Raw genomic sequence first — 17,341 nt, 5'->3', positions numbered from 1 at the left:
CGCGACTACCGGCCGCCCCCATCCTTGGCCGGATAGTGACGTCGCGCCAAAAATATGAATTACAATCATTCGCATTTGTTCGCGAATTCACCGTTCCGCCGGTAAGCCCCCCATGCAAGCGCTGCGCATTCTCTCCCTTGTTCTGTGTTCTCTGTTCGTGACGGTCTCGACCGCGCATGCCGATCCTCTGGCGACGCAAGACAAGGCCAAGCAAATCTGGCAATTGCTGGACTACCTTGCTGTCGACTATGGTCGGTCCGTCAAGGATGGCCACGTCGCCAACGAGGCCGAATATGCTGAGATGCAGGAGTTCGCGCAGGCAGCCGAACGGCAGCTAGCCGAGTTGCCGCCAACGCCAGCCGCGCCAGAGCTGGCCAAGGAAGCGGCGGCGTTGCGTGCAGCCATTTCGGAGAAAGCACCGCCCGAAACGGTCGGGGAGCAAGCCCGCAGACTGGCCGGTGGACTCCTCGCGGCCTATCCGGTTCCGATGGCCCCTGGCAAGCTGCCCGATCTGCAACAAGGGGCAAAGCTCTACCAAAGCCAATGTGCTTCGTGCCACGGCGTCTCCGGGCACGCAGACGGCCCACTGGCTGCAAAGCTGAGCCCGCCGCCGATCGCCCTGGCCGATCATGAGCGGGCCCAGGAGCGCAGCGTCTTTGCGCTCCAGCAGATCATCACGCGCGGGGTGGAGGGAACGTCGATGCCGGGTTTTGCCCAGCTCTCGGACGACGATCGCTGGGCGCTCGCCTATTTTGCCTCGACCCTCTCGTATTCGGATGCCGACCGCCAGGCTGGTGCCAAGTTGTGGGCATCGCAACCGGCTCTCCATGCAGCCGTGCCCACGCTGGCCATGTTAAGCCAGGCCTCCGAAGCTTCGCTCGCCAAGACGATCGGGGCGGACGTCTCGCGCCAGTTGACGGCCTACCTGAGGAGTACGCCAGGTTCACTCGCGACATCAAACACCGACAGCCTGGTGATTGCCAAAGATAAGCTGAAGGAAAGCGTGTCCGCCTTGGACAAGGACGACAGGCAGGCGGCTTCGCGCTTGGCGTTGGCCGCCTACCTCGACGGCTTCGAGCCCGTCGAGCCGGCGCTCGCTGCCAAGAACCAGACGCTCTTCCAGGATATCGAGAAGACGATGGGGCTCTATCGCAATGCCGTGACCGCGGGCCAAGTGGAACGTGCCCACGAGATTGCACAGCAGTTGCAATCACAGCTTGACGAGGCACAGGAGGCACTGGGCGGCACCAATGACGCCGTCTCGACCTTCCTCGGCGCCCTGACAATCCTGCTGCGAGAAGGGCTTGAAGCCCTGTTGGTGGTCGTCGCGATGATGGCGTTCCTGAAGAAAGCGGATCGCACCGATGTCCTGCCCTACGTGCATGGGGGCTGGATTGCCGCGCTGGCGGCTGGCGGGTTGACCTGGGCGGTCGCCACCTACGTCGTCGACCTGAGCGGCGCCAGCCGCGAGATGACGGAAGGGTTCTCCGCAGTGTTTGCTGCGATCGTATTGCTCGGCGTGGGCATGTGGATGCACCAGAAGAGTCTTGCGGGTCGATGGCAAGCCTATGTGAAAGAAAAGCTGTCGTCGGCCTTGAACAAGAAATCGGCGCTGATGCTTTTCCTGCTGTCGTTCGTTACAGTCTACCGAGAAGTGTTTGAAACGGTCCTCTTTTACGCTGCTCTGTGGACAGAGGACAACGGCGTTTACTTGCTCGCAGGGCTTGCGTCGGGTATCGCCATCCTGGCTGTGATCGCCATTGTCCTCCTCCGCTCCTCGGCGCGCCTTCCAATCCGTCAGTTCTTCGGTTTCAGCTCGGCACTGGTCGGCGTGTTGGCGGTCGTCCTGATCGGCAAAGGCGTGGCAGCGCTACAGAAAGTCGGCTTCCTGCAGGTTACGCCGATCTCGCTGCCCCGTATCGACGTCCTCGGCGTCTACCCGTCTGTCCAGACCGTCACCGCGCAAATTCTGATTCTGCTCATTATCGCGGCAAGCATCGCCTACAATTTCCGGTCGCAGCGGGCATCTACCCAGGCCTAACGCCGCCAAGGCGGTGCCACGCTAGGGAGCACGGCTCCACGGCTGATTTCCCTGCCATAGAACGTCGGGCGCCTCGCCTTTTCGCCCCAACTGTGTGAATCCGGGCGCCACGATTCAGCCGTGCCGCTCCCGTGCGCCTCGCATGGGAGCGCACATCGTCCCGGCGCCAACCTGGCCTCAAAGGAATCGCCGTGACCGCATCCCCTCGCATCACGTTAAGCCAGATCCCTTCGGCGATCTGGTGCTGATGATTCTGTGGGCGAACGATTTCCGCGCCGTCTTCTGGGTGGCGGTCATCCCGGGCATTCTCTCCGTGCTGCTGCTGATGGGTGGGGGTGCGAGAACCCGAGCCTCATGTCGGCGCCAAGCGAACCAATCCGATCAAGTGGGCAAACCTTGTCCGTCTCGGCTCATAGTGGCAAGTCATCGCGATTGGGGCGCTGTTTACGCTTGCTCGCTTCAGCGAGGCGTTCTGGTCCTGCGTGCCCAGCAGGTCGGCCTGCCTCCGTACTTGGCGCCGCTGGTGTTGGTCGAGATGAACGTCGTATATTCGTTGTCGGCCTATCCGTTTGGCAAGCTCTCCGATCGCCTGCGTCATACCACGCTGCTGGCATGGGGTCTTGTGATTCTGATTCTGGCCCACCTCGTGCTGGCAATGAGCACACCCCCACGTACTCATCGTGGCTGAATCAGGCCGAGAACTGGTTTGCCCGTATCCAGCGCGACGTCATCACGTGTGGCGTGTTCACCAGTACGAAGGACCTCGATAAAAAGCTCAAGCGCTGGATCCGTCAATACAACAAGCTGGCCGCCCCGCTGAAATGGAAGTACTCCGATCCGACGCGCCGCATCCGGTGCGAATCTTCTGGTTCAGCGGACTAGTTGACCCTGAACGTGAAGGCGGGCTGCGCGAAGGCGGATTGTTGAATTCCGCTTCGCGCAGCGCGTAACGTGACAGATTCGTAACGCGAGCATCATGCTTGCGTGAGTCATGACCGGCTAGAGTGGTTTACAAGGCTGAAGAAGCCGCGTGTAGAGTTGGGGGAGACGATCATGACGATGATCCAACGTTGCGCTGTCATTGCCACCATTGTTGCCGTTGCAGGTGTGCTTTCCACAGTGCCGGCCATGGCCTCGGCCGGCAAGTTTGGGCCGTACACCGATGGCGCGAAGACAGGCAAATTCGATTCATATACCGATGACGCCAGAGCGGGCAAGTTCGACCCATACACCGATGGCGCGAACGCTGGAAGATATATGTCGTCTTCCGATGGGGCTCCGCTGTAACCGGGCAGTTTCTCGTGGGGCCGTCCCCTCCGACGACTGCATTTGCTTCGACGGGATGGCAAAAACGCCTATCTGAAGCAGGCGGGGGTGCCCATTTTGTTCGTTGTTGCACGATGCCAACCGCTGCCGTCGACTGGCCATCGTGCAAGCGTAAGCTGTCCCGCGGGGCGGGCCCTGCGGAACAAGGCTTGTCATCCGCTGCCGGCCGCCACGGTACGCTGACAAAGCGTCGGCGCAGCTCTTGCATTCAAAGCTGGCTGGATTCGTTACTGATAAAGGGATAAGAACGCCCCGTCAGGCGCAATTCGCCACAGCGGCGACCACTGGGCATAGTGCTCCGAAGGGCAAAGACTGCCGCCGTGCGGCCTGATCAAATATTGCGGCGCCATCAACATTGCGTGGCGCTGGCGCCGACTCGACTAGATTAAAGCGTATCGCCCGTAGGGCGGTGAGCGCTGCGAGTTGTACTTCCAGCAAGTTTTGCGCCCGGCCGTCCTTCGCTGCTGCTGGCCGACTGCGCACAAGTCGGCGACGTTGCAAGGCGGCGTTTGCCTGAAGCGACGCAATCAGGATGTCAAGGCGGGAGAGGTTAATGATGGCTAGATGATTGTTAGGCATGATGCATGAAGGCGAGGTCCGATAACAAAGGCACGCTGGCCGACGGTCAAACTGGCGGCGACTCCGCCGCCAGTTCGCCGCATTCCGCTACCGAATGAGCCGATCCCAGCTACCATAGTGCTCCCGGCTGCGCCAGCCGCGCGGCAGGCTCAATCCGATCAACGCAAGCCCTGCGACGGCCCCAAATGCCGCCGCCGCGGAATTTCCGCCGCTGAGCACCCACGGTGCGATGACCAACCAAGCGCCAAAGCCGACATTGATCCAGCGCAGTAACCTTGCTACCTCTGCGAGCGCGGCCACAGCGACAACAATTACGAGCGCACCGATCAAATGATCGCTGTCCGCTAACGGCGGAATGGTGCCAAACAACAGGCGCGTGAACATCAGCGCGATGCCAACTCCGACACACGCAACCAGTGTCCAGGGCCATTGCACACCACGCAACGCCGACGCCATCGCGTCGGACAATGCGCTATCGAAACCGGGACGCCGGTCGCGCTGGCTTCCTGGCGAGGCGCCGCCCACGAAGAAGAGGCGAAGTACCGGCTCGCCGCGCCGATGCGCTTGTCCCAGAAACTGACCCATTGCAACCAGTTCATCCAACGTATAAGGGATCATCAGCGTCATTGCGCCCGCAGCGATCAGGCACAACGTGCACCAGGTCCCGATCACGATTGGCTGGATAATGATGAAATAGATGCTCACCACGCCAAGGGGCACGACGACGATCCCAAATGCCGCCACCATCCAAGGCATGGTGCGCCAACGCTGGCGCCCACCCATCGCGCCCATCAACACCTCCAGCAGATAACTGACCGCGCCAAGGCCACCGTCCGGAATCGGCCAGGACCGGGACACGGCGGAGGTAATAATGGTTTCCGTCCCGTTTTTTTGCGCGTCAGGAGAAAAGAACGGCTCCCAAACCGCCGCCGCATGGCCGAGTTGATACGCCGTGAGCTGGCGTGCGATCAGGAACCCGAACAGGGCCAGCCCGATAATGGGCAGCCGCTGCAAATAGGTGGACGGCGAGTACGTCCACCCGACCGGCAGATCGGACTGGTCCTTCATCGACGCCATGCTCATGCCTGGCATCATGGGTACGAGGATGGCAAAGGCGATGAGGAAGCCGCCGACGATCACATCGTTGTTGTAGACGGCCGAGGACGGCGCCCAGAACACCAGTGGCGCGAACAGCAACCAGAGCCCGACACAGGCGTTGCCCCACTGCGCCCATGAAAAGCGACGCGAAAGAGACAATGTGGCGAAGCCCATGATCAGGCTGCCGCTGGCCATGTCGCTCCAGCCCAGCCACGTCATGCGCAACGCAGGGGGCGCAAGACCGCGTTCTGCGGTCACTTGCATTACCAGCGTGCCAAACTCCCGAGTATCAAAGGCGCCCAAGACAAAAGGGCTTGTGAGTAACCAGGCACCAAGCAAGATGTTGAGATAATGCGCCCATAACAGGCTGTAATGGGCGTCGCGCATATGCTGCTCGTGCTCGTGCTCGTGCTCGTGCTTAGCGGCGGAGCCGCTGATTTCCGGCGCGCCCTTGACGGTCACGCTGCCGTGTCGCACCACGGGGTGATGGTCGGCGATGATGGCCGTGTTTAGCCGGTTAGCGCGATACCAACTGACCGGGTCCTGCTTCAGCGCCGCGATGATGCGAGGCATCGTTTCTAGAATTCGGCGCTCAGGCCGCCAATTTAGCCTCTCGCGCGCGCTGGCGCTGTCCACTTCATAATGATCGCTTGCCAGCCATCGCAGTTCCGGGTCAGAGGCGTCACCGACATTTCGCGCATGCTGGCAGCGTGAGTAAAGGCGCGCCCCGACGCCGGCCTGCGGCCGCATCGCTTCGCCCGGGCCATCCAGTGCGTGCAAAATTGCCGCCCGCAGTTGCCTTGGTGTCACTGCCTCCTCCTCGGCAAGCACTAACGACAACTTGCAAGGCAACTGGCCGCGCGCTGCGACAGCGTGCGCGACCGCCGCTGCCGCGTCATCGACGTGCAGGAACACATGGGCGGTGTCCGGACGTGTGTCGGCCCGGGCGACAAGGCTGGACTCGTAGCTTGCCGCGATCTGCTGCACCAGGAAAGCGTTATGACCGAGATCGTCGTAGAGCGGCGCGAGCCGCAGCATCAACCGCGGTACGGCGCCGAGTTCGTGCTGGAGCAGGTGCTCCGCCCTGATCATCATCGCCCGCAATGGCGATTTGGGATCGATGGGCGAGGCTTCATTGATCGGATTGCCGGGTTGCGACGGGGCATGGACTAGCAAGGTGCCGGCCAGCACGAATTGACCCACCGCGCACCGCTGCAATTCAACAATGATGCGTTGCAGGTTGCCGACAAGGTCGAGTTCCGCCGCGATCCGCTGCACGCTGCCGTCCGCATTGGGCGCGTCTTCCATCTCGCTGACCACATAGACGACCGACGTTATAAGCTCGCCGTGACCGGCTATCACCGCATCGAATGCCTGCGCCATATCTTTTTCACGTGTCGCGTCGATGCGAAGCGCTAGCGCACTGGGGAACGCTGCGGCAAGGTCTTCGCCATCGAGCGCGACCACACGGTATTGCTCCAACAGGCGCGCCACTACGGCGCGGCCGAGCAGCGATCCTGCCCCCACTACCACAATCGTGTCCGTGCTATGTGCCAACGCCGACTCCTTGCCGGGGTGCTATCTGACTATCATGAAGAGACCGAGCAGGCCAGCCACGGCGGCCACACCGATCGCTGCGGACACTTGCCAGCGATGCACGCAGATCCACCACTGCGCACTGGTTGACTTCGCTTGATTGTCAAAGCGGCCATGTGCTGCAAACAAGCCCACGACCGGTACAAACAGGTTATCGGGCCGATCGGGGTGGGCGGGTTCCTGGGTCTGCTGTGCCTCATACGCCTGTCTGGCCGCCACACGATCACCCAGGCCTGGGAAAAATCGACTGGACAGAATGGTTTTGGCGGCTGGCCAGCCCACCCATACCTCGCGAGGGCCGTGCGTGGCTGCCCAGACAATGGCCTCGCCGGCGATTTCCGGCTGGAATATTGGCGGCACTGGTTGGGCACGGCGTGGCAACTTGCTGCGGCACCAATCGAATTGCGGCGTATTGAACGCCGATAAATGCACCATCGTCAGTCTCACCGACGAATGATCGTGAACGAGTTCCGAACGCAGGGAATCGGTAAAGCCACGGATCGCCGCCTTCGCCCCACAGTATGCTGACTGTAGCGGGATGGACCGATAGGCCAGCGCCGAGCCGGTCTGCACAATACAGCCATGATTGCGCGCCGACATGCGTTTCAGCGCGGCCAACGTGCCATGCACCGCGCCCAGATAGACCACTTCCGTGACGCGGCGATACTCGGCCGCCGTTGTTTCGGCGACCGGCGCAAACACGGTCGTAGAGACATTGTTCACCCAAATCGTGATCAGTCCCAGTTCGAGCTCAATGCGCGACGCTGCTGCCTCCACCTGCTGGGCATCGGCGACATCGACGGGGATGCCCAGCGCCAGGATCCCCAGGTCGCGCAATTCGCTACAGACCCGGGCCAGGCGATCCGGCTCTCTTGCCAGGATCGCGATCCAGTCCCCGCGCTGCGCAAAGGCCCGCACGGCAGCGAGCCCCACGCCTGCGGTGCCACCGGTGACGACAACAATGTTGGGCGGATGCATTCAGGCCTCCCCGCGTTGCTGCGCTTGCTGAATGTCCAGCGCAGCCTGGATCAGTGCCAGATGGGTATAGCCTTGCGGATAGTTGCCCAGCAGCGCCTTGCTATCCGGGTCGATCTCTTCCGCGAATAAGCCGAGATCGCTGGCAAACGAGCAGATGTGCCGAAAGAGTTTGATCGCCTCCTTGGCCCGGCCTTGTCGGGCCAGGACTTGTACCAGCCAGAAGCTGCAGATGGCGAGGGTCGCCTCTTCTCCTGGCACGCCATCGTGGATGCGGTACCGATAGACCAGCGAATCCTTGGTGAGATCCCGCTGAATACGGGCCACGGTTGCTTTCACGCGCGCGTCAGTCGCGGGGAGAAAGCCGGTCAGCGGGATCAGTAGCGCGCTCGCATCCAAAGCTGGCGATCCGAAACTTTGCGTGAACGCGTCAGTCCCGTGGTGAAACCCCTGCCCCTCGATGACGCGACGCAGCGCGTCCCGTTCGAGCTTCCAGACAGCAACGTTTCCGTCGAGTTGCCCAGCCTGTGCCAGCGCAATGGCACGGTCCAACGCCACCCAGCACATCAGCTTGGATGATACGAAATGCTGGGGCACCCCGCGCGTCTCCCAGAATCCTTGGTCCGGCTCACGCCAGCGCGCCGCGGCGGCGTCGGCTAGCCGGGCGAGCACGCGCCGCATTGGGGCGGACAGTGTCATTGGCATGCCCTGTTGGCACACCCAGGCCGCGTCGAGGACATGCCCATAGACATCCAGTTGCACCTGTTCCGCCGCCGCATTGCCGATACGCACCGGACGGGACGCACGGTACCCGTCAAGATGGCGAAGCTCCTGCTCAGGCAGGTTCGGGCTGCCATCGATCCGGTACATGATCTGCAGTCGTTCGAGATCGCAAAATCGCTCGATCCAACGAAAGAAGTCCATTGCGGCCTCGTGATGGCCCAGCGCCATCAACGCGCGCAGCACCATGGCCGAGTCGCGCAGCCAACAAAACCGATAGTCCCAATTGCGGCTGCTACCGATCCACTCCGGCAGCGAGGTGGTTGGCGCCGCCACCAGTGCTCCGGTCGGGCCAAACGTCAGCAACTTGAGAACACAGGCGCTGGTGCGCACTTCTCGTTCGAAGGGACCGCGATAGGTGCATTGCTGCTGCCACTCGCCCCAATGTCGTAGGGTCTCATCAAGGACCGCCTGGGGGTCGTGCACAGGGCGGTCCGGCCCGTCTTGTTGGAAGGACGCAATCGCCCACAGCGGCGCGCCGGGCCGCACGATGGCCACACCTTTGGCGCGGTGCGCTTCGGTCGCCAGCGGCAGCGGCAGCGGCAGCGGCAGCGGCGGCGAACATACCAGGCTGAGACGTTGGTGTTCGCATACAGCGGTCACGCCATGCGAACCGACTTCCCATTGGTGGGGCTTGCGCGCATAGTCAAAGCTCGGACTGAACACAAGTTCCACCCTCACCTCGCCAACGATCGCCTCAATGCGCCGCAACAGCCGATGGCACTCGGGTGAGTCATGGTCCAGCCGACTGCGTGCGAGCCGCTCGCTATGCATGAAGTCGGTCAGGCGAAGGATCCCGCCGCTGGCTTCAAACATGGTTTCCAGTACGCCCCCTGGGACCCGGTAATTGCGCGAACTGATCGCACGACCCGTCGGCCGGATTTGAAAGTAGCCTCCACGGTTAGCATCGAGCAATCTGCAAAATACGGCGCCGGCGTCAAAGTGCGGCATACAGCCCAGTCGATGGACCCCGACGTGCTCACCAACGCCACGCTATGCGTGTTGCCAATGACGGCATAGTCGGCAATGGGCGGATACCTGGGGTTGGTGAACACTCCGTCTCCTTGACCCTCGCCACGCTGGCAACACGCATTGCCGAGGTCGGGATCCTGGCTTACATCTGGCGCTAGCGCGGGAAAGAACTACAACGCGCTATGCCTGCCGTTACACGGCTCAAGTTCGCGGCGTGCCATGGCTTCACCGCCGAGCCGCGCGTTGCCGTCCAAGATCGAGTCGTTGGGCTACCTGGATCTACGCCATGGCGCGACAGACCTGCGCGCACTCCTGACAGGCACGTGCGCACTCTTGGCAATGCTGCGCCTCGTGCTTGGCGCACTCCGTCCCACACTCTTCACAGACCTTCGCGCACAGCGCGCAAATCGCGCGCGCGTACTGGCTATCGCGCGCCATCATCGCCGCGGCATAGGCACATGTTTCGGCACAGTCCAGGTCGAGTGCGATGCAGCGTTTCATGGCCTCAACCTCTGGCTCACGCAGACAAGACGCCGCACAGTGATGACAGGCGACTGTGCAGGCGTGACAGGCTTCAATACAAGATAGATAGTTTTCATGTGGCATGGCAAAGCTCCTAAAGAAATTCGACCAGCGTGCGAGACGCCGCCAAATTGAGAGCAATTCGCGCGCCACAGGAAGCAGACGACAGCCTGGGAGCGGCTACCTTACAGGAGCATTACGCGACGATGACGCAACCGGTGACAGCACATGTTTTGTCCAGGCTGATGACGCTAAAGGAGCTTTTGCTTCGACGTGGCGCGCACTATGCTAAGTGGACGTTTCACCATTGCGCGAGGAGACAACGTGTTCGAACGCCCTAGCGATGCCATGCTTCGCCCCGTCTCACTGGGCCGCCGCCGACTGCTGGGAAGCCTGATCGCCGGAGGCGGCTTGGCGAGCCTGGGCGCGTATCCACGCACCGCTTGGGCCTTGAAGAGCCAAGGCCATCCGGTCGTGCTGACAGGGACCACGTTTGAGCTGGCCATTGGCGCGACGCCCATGTCGTTTACCGGCCGTATCCGGCCTACCACCAGTGTGAACGGCTCCATCCCCGCGCCGATTCTGCATTGGAAGCAAGGCACCGAGGTCACGCTGCGCGTGACCAACTTGCTCGATACCCAAACATCAATTCACTGGCACGGCATCTTGCTGCCGTTTCAGATGGACGGCGTGCCGGGTATCTCCTTTCCCGGCATCGGGCCGGGCGAGACGTTCGTGTATCGCTTTCAAGTGCGGCAAGCCGGCACCTATTGGTACCACGCGCATACCCGTTTTCAGGAGCAGACCGGCTTGTATGGACCGCTGGTCATCGAGCCAATGCATCCAGACCCGATCAAGGTCGATCGCGACTATGTCGTGATGCTCAGCGAATGGACGGATGAAAACCCGGAAATGGTGTTCGCGAAGCTCAAGAAGATGAGCGACGTCTATAACTTTCAGATGCCGACGGTGGGCGACTTTGCCCGAGATGTGTCCGAAATGGGGCTGTCCGAGGCCTTGGCTAAGCGCGCGATGTGGAACCAGATGCGAATGAATCCGACCGATTTGGCCGATGTTTCGGGAGCCACTTTTACCTACCTGATCAACGGCACGCCCGCGGATAAAAATTGGACAGCGATCGCTAAAGCCGGGGAGCGCGTGCGGTTGCGCTTTATCAACGGCTCGGCGACCAGCAACTTTGACGTCCGAATTCCCGGCGTGAAGATGACGGTGGTATCGGCTGATGGGCAGGATGTCGAACCGGTACCGGTGGATGAAATCCGCATTGCCGTCGCCGAGACTTATGACGTAGTGGTGCAGATGCCGGACGATAAGGCGCACACCATCTTTGCTCAGTCGATCGATCGCAGCGGCTACGCCAGGGCGACACTCGCACCGGAAGTCGGGATGGAAGCCGACGTGCCCAAGCTCGATCCGAAGACCTGGCTCACCATGGCCGATATGGGCATGGGCGACATGGCGGACATGGATATGGGCAGCATGGAAATGGGGGCCATGAAGATGGATCAGAAACCATCCATGGCCATGGATCGCATGGGGATGGAGTCCATGGGTGGCGCACCCACGATGCAACCAATGACGCCGGAGGCGGGCATGGGCGCCATGGGGGGCATGGGGGGCATGGGGGGGCATGACATGTCGACCATGTCCGGGCCAGCGAAGGACGCCCATGCCGGAATGGCCGGCATGGACCACGGCAAGTCCGACGCGAAGCCGGGGATGCAAAAAACCGGTGGCGAGATGGGGCATGACATGGGCAAGATGGGCAATATGCCTGGCATGGGGCCACAGGTCGACATGCGCTCGATGAACCCTTCCCGCTCGCTGTCGGATCCGGGGCCAAGACTGCGCAACAACGGCAGGCGAGTGTTGACCTACGCGGACCTTAAAACGCTCGGCCCGGTGATCGACAAGCGCCCGCCCAGCCGGGAGTTGGAACTGCACTTGACCGGCAATATGCGCCGTTTCATCTGGGGCCTCGACGGCAAGAAGTTTTCCCAAGCCGAACCGATCCGGCTCTACTACGGGGAGCGCCTGCGCATCACGCTGATCAACGACACCATGATGAACCACCCGATGCACCTGCACGGGATGTTCAGCGAGCTGGAAAATCACGAAGGCCAGGCGCTGGTCAGAAAGCACACGATCAACGTCCAGCCGTCCAAACAAGTCAGCTTCCTGGTGACGGCCGATGCGCCGGGACAATGGGCCTTTCATTGTCACTTGCTTTACCACATGGAAGCCGGCATGTTCCGCAAGGTCGTGGTCGCATGAGCGGGTTGAACCGCGCCAACGCCAGGGAGATTGACGTGCCCAACCACCGTCTCATCCTTCTCGCAAGCCTGGCTCTCTTGGCCAGCGTGCAGTGCCACAGCGTGGCGGCGCAGACGATGGCGCCGATGCCAGGTATGACACACGATACGCCGATGCCGGGCATGGCGCACGATGCCCCGATGCCACCAAAGACCGCAGCTCCAGCCGGGAAGCCAGCGCCAAGCCATCCCGCAGTCAGTCCGACAGAATCTGCCTCAGTGCCCGGCGGCGCGAATGCGATCATCCAGGTGAAGGAGGCCCCGGTGCCGATGGCAGATCCGAACCGAGGCATTCCCATGCCTGGGGATACGATGGCCGATAACGATGTCTACTATCAGGTGCTATTCGATCGCCTCGAGTACGTCAAGGCACCCGGCGGCTCTGGACTGGCCTGGGACATGCTCGCCTGGGTAGGACGGGATCTGAACCGGTTATGGGTCAAGTCGGAAGGCACGCGTCTGTATGGCAACACAGAGGATGCCAGAGCTGAGGCACTGTGGGGACACGCCTTTGCGCCGTTCTGGGATTGGCAACTGGGCGTGCGCCAGGATTTCGGCAATGGGCCGCCGCGGACCTGGGGCGCCTTTGGCGTGCAAGGCCTGGCGCCTTATTGGTTTGATATCGAAGCCACGGCTTATCTGGGGTCGTCGGGACGCGCTGCCGCCCGAGTGCGGGCTACCTACGATATTCGCTTCACCCAACGTCTGCTGTTGACGCCGGAGTTCGAGGCGAACGCCTATAGCAAGGCAGATGAGGCGCGAGGCATTGGCAGCGGCGTGTCCGAGTTCAAGCTTGGCTTGCGACTGCGATACGAGATCCGTCGCCAGTTCGCCCCCTACCTAGGCGTGGTGTGGGGCAAGAAGCTGGGCAATACCGCGGATTTTGCGCGTGCTGCCGGAGAGCGGACCACCGACAAGCAAATCGTTGCCGGCGTGCGAATCTGGTTCTGAACCCATTTGAGACGCCGGCCAGGTTCAAGCCCGCTGCTGGTTAACCGCCAACTTACTGTGCGATTACATTTCGTATCACGCCTGCGAAGGCCGCGCGCGGGAAAATAGAATGGTCATTATGACGCACGTGCAAGCAGCCATAGGGGGGCCCCGTTTGATGGGGCGTTAGTCTGCGTCCTCTCCGCGTGCCATGCTGGCGCGCGTGGCACACGTCGCCGGCCAACTCAGGAAAGGACCCATGAAAGTCGGAAAGCTGCTGGTCCTGCTCGGTGGCGCGGCAATGGGCATCGCGCCCGGTGCGATTGGCGCCATTCAAATCGGCTGGGAGCCCAGGCAAGAGCTCAGCAGTAACTGGTGGCTGCAGTGCGGTGGCGTGCCGGCTCCTGCCGCGCCCGCGATGTGGCCTGCCGTGGACCATGAATGGGAAAGCAGGTCGCTGGACTGTACAGCGCAGCGGGACAAGGAAACCCCGCAGTATGCGCTTGCCGTGAACCCCCGGCACCGCTTATTCAAGCACGGCAACGGCGCCGCGGCGCCATCGAATACTGCCAAATCTAAGCCGTCGCGAGAGGCGAAGCGACAAAACCGTGACTGCGGCCAGCCCCGACCGGCGCCACCGCAATAGTCTAGACGTTCCCCCTTTTCGGTACGCGCTTTCCGCGTGTGCCAACGCAGTCTCAACCTGTGCCACCGAGCCAAAGGAGATCTTGAAGATGAAAAGCAAACTTGTCGTTGCAAGCCTGATTGCCGCGGTATCGCTTACTGCCGCCGCGACCGATTTGAGCACGGTCGTGAAGACCTATGAGCTCAAAGACGGATCAAAAGTCCACGTTTTCAAAGACGGCAAGATGGGCATGGAGAACAAGTACGGCAAGTCCGTCAGCATGCCAGAAGGCAAGGTCATGGAGACCAAAGACGGTAGCAAGATCCTGATGAAGGGCAATGAGGTGTTCCGTCTGGACGACGCCCTCATCAAAGGTCACCGCGAAGGCGGCTAAGCGGGCGACCTGACACGGGCTCTGAGCAAGCGGGCGCCGTGCAGTGCCCTTGCTCGGAGCCCGTCGGGGCCGCTTGCCATGCTCAGCGTCACCCACGCGGCCCGAGCGATGAGCGGGCGCTGCATTATTTCTCAGCGTATACGGACACGCTAAGCGACCGAGAGGCCTGCAGTGTCAGGGCATGGCGACCATGAGCAGGGATGCGCAGCGATACCGGGCGCGTTCCGGGCATCGCGTGTCCGGCGTCATCCTGGGAAATCACTACGGTGACCTCGGCTGGCTCGTTGCGGGGATTGTCCAGAACCAGCACACACCCCTCCCCCGCACCAAGTGTTCGGCGCCAGGTCGCGTCGACCCGCGCCCCGACGTCGATCAGCCACTCCGTAGGGCGCGGCTCGGCCAGGCCACCGGGCACGAAAGCGGCAGGGCCCCGATCGAGATCCAAAATGGGGGCGTGCGCCAACGCAGAAGCGCTAAGACTAACAAGCAACGCCGATAAGCCGGTTCGGATCAGATTCAATCGAAGTCTCCCTAAAAAAGAACTGGACGCAGGCTGTCTTCGTGGGATCTGACGGCCAGCATCATGACGCGGCATGCCACCTGGCACCTGAAAGAACGGGGCGCTCCTGTTGACCCAAGGCGGCAACGCCATTGATTCTAGGGCGGCCGGTCTGTCACAGAGATTACGAGAACATGACAAGACATCATCCCGCCGTCGCGCACTCCCCTGTCGTCTACTTCCCATTAGCCCAGCGCGAGCGCATGCCTGCTAATTCCGTGGGAAGGGGCGACCGCTGCGCGCTGCACAAGTTGCATCCGCCCCAACAATGTAACCGGCTTGCAATGTCGCAGTAAGCTTGGTCTCACTAGACTTCAGTGCCTATCGAATACCAATAACGTGGCGAACTGGAGACGCTATGAAAAGAAGAAAGATGACCGCCGCTGGCATGCTGCTGGGGTTGCTGTCATTGGGGGCTTATGCGCAGACGAGTGTTACGCTATACGGCGTCGCCGATGTCGGCATCGAATATTTATCGAATGTGCCATCGTCGAGCGGCGGCACCAACCAGGTGCGCATGTCGGCCGGCAATATGTCGACCTCGCGTTGGGGCTTGCGGGGTACGGAAGATCTCGGCGGTGGCCTCAAAGCGGTGTTCGAACTGGAGAGCGGCTTCGCCCTTGATACCGCGCAGTCGAGTAGCGCCGGCCGGTTGTTTGACCGGGGCGCGCTGGTCGGGCTGTCCAGCCCATATGGTCAGTTGACCCTTGGTCGCCAGACCACGGTGCTATACGACACCGCCATTCAGTTTGATCCCATGGGTTTCGCGCCGCGATACTCGCTTTTCAAGAGCGACGATACCATTGCCGGTCGCGCGGACAATTCCGTCAAGTACAAGGGCACGTTTGGCGGCGTGACCGCCATGGCACTGTACAGCTTCGGCCGCACTGGCGGCGGCGAAGTCCCCGGCGAGCCGAAGGTGGACCGGGAGATGAGTGCGGGTCTGGTGTATTCGACTGGACCGCTTTCCCTGGGCGCCCTGTACGACGAGTACCAGGGGTCAACCGTTGCATCGCAGGGGCAAAAGGACCGGCGCGCGTTAGTGGGGATCAGCTATGGGATCGGACCAGCAAAGCTGTATGCCGGTTATCGTTGGCTCAACGGAAATATCTCGAGCGCGGTAAGCGCAATGCGCTCCAACTTGTATTGGGCAGGCCTGCGTTATCAGCTGACCTCGGCGCTGTCGCTCACCGGCGCAGCGTACTATACCGATGTGCGGGGTTCCGGCGCCGATCCGCTGATGTTCGTGGCCTCGACCGATTACGCGTTTTCCAAACGCACCGACATGTACTTCAATGTCGGCTATGTCCGTAACAAAGGTGGCTCACAGTTGGGCTTGAACGGCTTTAACGCCAGCAGTGGCGCGCCGGTCAATGTCGTGCCGGGCGACAACCAGACCGGTGTCGTGCTGGGTCTACGCCATAAGTTTTAAGCAAAGCCGCCTGAATACCTGTTGATCCGGCACACAAATAGGGGACGTTCTCGAGAGGGTTAGTCAGATGATGCATGACAAAATCGACTCGAGGACGCTGTCGGTCGACGCGTTGAACGAGCGGCGACGGCGAGCGGTGAGAATGCGGCTTCAAGGCGTGAGCGTGAACGAGGCGGCGGCGCAGTGCGAGCTGACGCGCGCGACGGTGAGTGCGGCATTCAAGGCGTATGAAGCGGGCGGCTGGAAGGCGGTGGACACTACGCGGCCGGGACGACCCCGCGGCATTGGACGCACGCTGACGGCCGAGCAGGAGCGTGAAGTGCTGCGCCTGATTCGCGACCGTACGCCCGATCAGATGAAGCTGGGGTACCCGCTGTGGCAGCGCCAGGCGGTGGCCAAACTGATCCGCGATCGCTACGGCATCGAACTCGCTGCACGCACCCTAGGTCTTTACCACGAGCGCTGGGGCTTCACGCCGCAGAGGCCGATCCAGAAGGCCTACGAGCCGCCAGCGGCAGTGAAGCAGTGGCTCGATGAGGAATATCCGGTCATTGTGGCGAGCGCCAAGGCAGAAGCCGCCGAGATCCACTGGGGCGATGATACCGGCTTGCGCAGCAATGACGTACGCGGGCCCGGCCATGCTCCGCACGGCCAGACTCCGGTGGTACGGGTGAACAACGAGCGCCATGGACTGTCGGTCATCTCCAGCGTTACCAACCAGGGAACGATGCGCTGGTTGGTATTCGACGGCGCGCTCAATTCCGACATCCTGATCAATTTCGTGAAACGGCTGGTCAAGGGCGCCAAGCGCAAGGTCTACCTGATCCTGGACAATCTGCGCGTGCATCACAGCAAGCGGGTAAAGGCGTGGTTGGCCGAGCACAAGCGCGAAATCGAAGTCTTCTACCGGCCAAGCTACAGACCCGAACTCAACCCCGGACGAGAGGGCCTTCGCCGACCTCAAGCCGGCCGTCACAACGCTGACGCCGGCGCGCACCAAGCTGCAACTGGTCAAGGCGACGTCCATGTACCTGTGAAGGTGTCAACGACAGCCCGAGCGGACCAAAAACGAGTTTCGAGCCCAAACCGCTTCGTGATGCCGCATGAGATTGTAGATACAATGCCGGATCAATAGGTTGAACGGTCCTTTTACCGAAGGACCACTAGCCACGGCGCCGC

Annotated in this window: 11 protein-coding genes and 3 pseudogenes; 10 read left to right on the top strand and 4 right to left on the bottom strand. The window is 61.6% G+C overall.

What is annotated here, in order from left to right:
- Positions 1-112: 112 nt before the first annotated feature.
- The 4 genes and pseudogenes from CTP10_RS40085 to CTP10_RS40070 all read left to right on the top strand — a co-directional run bounded on the left by CTP10_RS40085 (position 113) and on the right by CTP10_RS40070 (position 3,328).
- Positions 113-2,041, top strand: a complete 1,929-nt coding sequence (locus CTP10_RS40085; protein WP_116322071.1) for a cytochrome c/FTR1 family iron permease — start codon at positions 113-115, stop codon at positions 2,039-2,041.
- Between the two features lie 244 nt (positions 2,042-2,285).
- Positions 2,286-2,702: pseudogene (locus CTP10_RS40080) on the top strand (MFS transporter); the annotation flags it as partial.
- Positions 2,702-2,923 (top strand): annotated as a pseudogene (locus CTP10_RS40075) (IS630 family transposase); the annotation flags it as partial. The pseudogenes CTP10_RS40080 and CTP10_RS40075, both read left to right, overlap by 1 nt.
- 171 nt (positions 2,924-3,094) lie before the next feature.
- Positions 3,095-3,328, top strand: a complete 234-nt coding sequence (locus CTP10_RS40070; protein ID WP_306437367.1) for a hypothetical protein — start codon at positions 3,095-3,097, stop codon at positions 3,326-3,328.
- 705 nt (positions 3,329-4,033) lie between these two features.
- On the opposite strand, the gene CTP10_RS40065 is transcribed toward CTP10_RS40070, so the two are convergent.
- The 4 genes from CTP10_RS40065 to CTP10_RS40050 form a co-directional block, all read right to left on the bottom strand.
- On the bottom strand, positions 4,034-6,601 hold the full coding sequence (locus tag CTP10_RS40065; protein WP_116322070.1) for a vitamin K epoxide reductase family protein: 2,568 nt from the start codon (positions 6,599-6,601) through the stop codon (positions 4,034-4,036).
- A gap of 21 nt (positions 6,602-6,622) precedes the next feature.
- The gene (locus CTP10_RS40060; RefSeq protein ID WP_116322069.1) at positions 6,623-7,618 is read right to left on the bottom strand and encodes an SDR family oxidoreductase; all 996 of its coding nucleotides are present in this window, start codon (positions 7,616-7,618) and stop codon (positions 6,623-6,625) included.
- On the bottom strand, positions 7,619-9,346 hold the full coding sequence (locus CTP10_RS40055) for a glycoside hydrolase family 15 protein (protein ID WP_116322068.1): 1,728 nt from the start codon (positions 9,344-9,346) through the stop codon (positions 7,619-7,621).
- A gap of 300 nt (positions 9,347-9,646) precedes the next feature.
- A complete protein-coding gene (locus CTP10_RS40050; RefSeq protein WP_259394605.1) occupies positions 9,647-9,868 on the bottom strand; it encodes a four-helix bundle copper-binding protein in 222 nt (73 codons plus the stop codon).
- Between the two features lie 369 nt (positions 9,869-10,237).
- Between CTP10_RS40050 and CTP10_RS40045 the strand changes: the two genes are divergently transcribed.
- The 6 genes and pseudogenes from CTP10_RS40045 (at position 10,238) to CTP10_RS40020 (ending at position 17,269) form a co-directional block, all read left to right on the top strand.
- Positions 10,238-12,184: a copper resistance system multicopper oxidase gene (locus CTP10_RS40045; RefSeq protein ID WP_116322067.1), complete on the top strand. Its 1,947-nt coding sequence runs from the start codon at positions 10,238-10,240 to the stop codon at positions 12,182-12,184.
- The gene (locus CTP10_RS40040) at positions 12,181-13,173 is read left to right on the top strand and encodes a copper resistance protein B (protein ID WP_233528293.1); all 993 of its coding nucleotides are present in this window, start codon (positions 12,181-12,183) and stop codon (positions 13,171-13,173) included. Before CTP10_RS40045 ends, CTP10_RS40040 begins: the two co-directional genes overlap by 4 nt.
- Before the next feature lie 238 nt (positions 13,174-13,411).
- The gene (locus CTP10_RS40035; RefSeq protein WP_116322066.1) at positions 13,412-13,798 is read left to right on the top strand and encodes a hypothetical protein; all 387 of its coding nucleotides are present in this window, start codon (positions 13,412-13,414) and stop codon (positions 13,796-13,798) included.
- A gap of 88 nt (positions 13,799-13,886) precedes the next feature.
- On the top strand, positions 13,887-14,171 hold the full coding sequence (gene copK, locus CTP10_RS40030) for a periplasmic Cu(I)/Cu(II)-binding protein CopK (RefSeq protein WP_053821780.1): 285 nt from the start codon (positions 13,887-13,889) through the stop codon (positions 14,169-14,171).
- Between the two features lie 917 nt (positions 14,172-15,088).
- Positions 15,089-16,162, top strand: coding sequence for a porin (locus CTP10_RS40025; protein WP_062799395.1), 1,074 nt, complete (start codon positions 15,089-15,091; stop codon positions 16,160-16,162).
- Positions 16,163-16,232: 70 nt separating this feature from the next.
- Positions 16,233-17,269: pseudogene (locus CTP10_RS40020) on the top strand (IS630 family transposase).
- Positions 17,270-17,341 lie beyond the last annotated feature (72 nt).

This window comes from Cupriavidus sp. P-10 (assembly GCF_003402535.2).
GTDB lineage: Bacteria > Pseudomonadota > Gammaproteobacteria > Burkholderiales > Burkholderiaceae > Cupriavidus.
Note: the sequence above shows the minus strand (reverse complement) of the source record. Positions and strands in the feature narration are given on the sequence as shown.

What these genes read in the sequence shown, in the direction of transcription:
- CTP10_RS40040 (WP_233528293.1), top strand. Translation starts at nt 12,181, where the DNA reads ATGAGCGGGTTGAACCGCGCCAACGCCAGGGAGATTGACGTGCCCAAC.
- CTP10_RS40050 (WP_259394605.1), bottom strand. Translation starts at nt 9,868, where the DNA reads ATGAAACGCTGCATCGCACTCGACCTGGACTGTGCCGAAACATGTGCC.
- CTP10_RS40070 (WP_306437367.1), top strand. Translation starts at nt 3,095, where the DNA reads ATGACGATGATCCAACGTTGCGCTGTCATTGCCACCATTGTTGCCGTT.
- CTP10_RS40055 (WP_116322068.1), bottom strand. Translation starts at nt 9,346, where the DNA reads ATGCCGCACTTTGACGCCGGCGCCGTATTTTGCAGATTGCTCGATGCT.
- CTP10_RS40035 (WP_116322066.1), top strand. Translation starts at nt 13,412, where the DNA reads ATGAAAGTCGGAAAGCTGCTGGTCCTGCTCGGTGGCGCGGCAATGGGC.
- copK (WP_053821780.1), top strand. Translation starts at nt 13,887, where the DNA reads ATGAAAAGCAAACTTGTCGTTGCAAGCCTGATTGCCGCGGTATCGCTT.
- CTP10_RS40025 (WP_062799395.1), top strand. Translation starts at nt 15,089, where the DNA reads ATGAAAAGAAGAAAGATGACCGCCGCTGGCATGCTGCTGGGGTTGCTG.
- CTP10_RS40045 (WP_116322067.1), top strand. Translation starts at nt 10,238, where the DNA reads ATGCTTCGCCCCGTCTCACTGGGCCGCCGCCGACTGCTGGGAAGCCTG.
- CTP10_RS40085 (WP_116322071.1), top strand. Translation starts at nt 113, where the DNA reads ATGCAAGCGCTGCGCATTCTCTCCCTTGTTCTGTGTTCTCTGTTCGTG.
- CTP10_RS40060 (WP_116322069.1), bottom strand. Translation starts at nt 7,618, where the DNA reads ATGCATCCGCCCAACATTGTTGTCGTCACCGGTGGCACCGCAGGCGTG.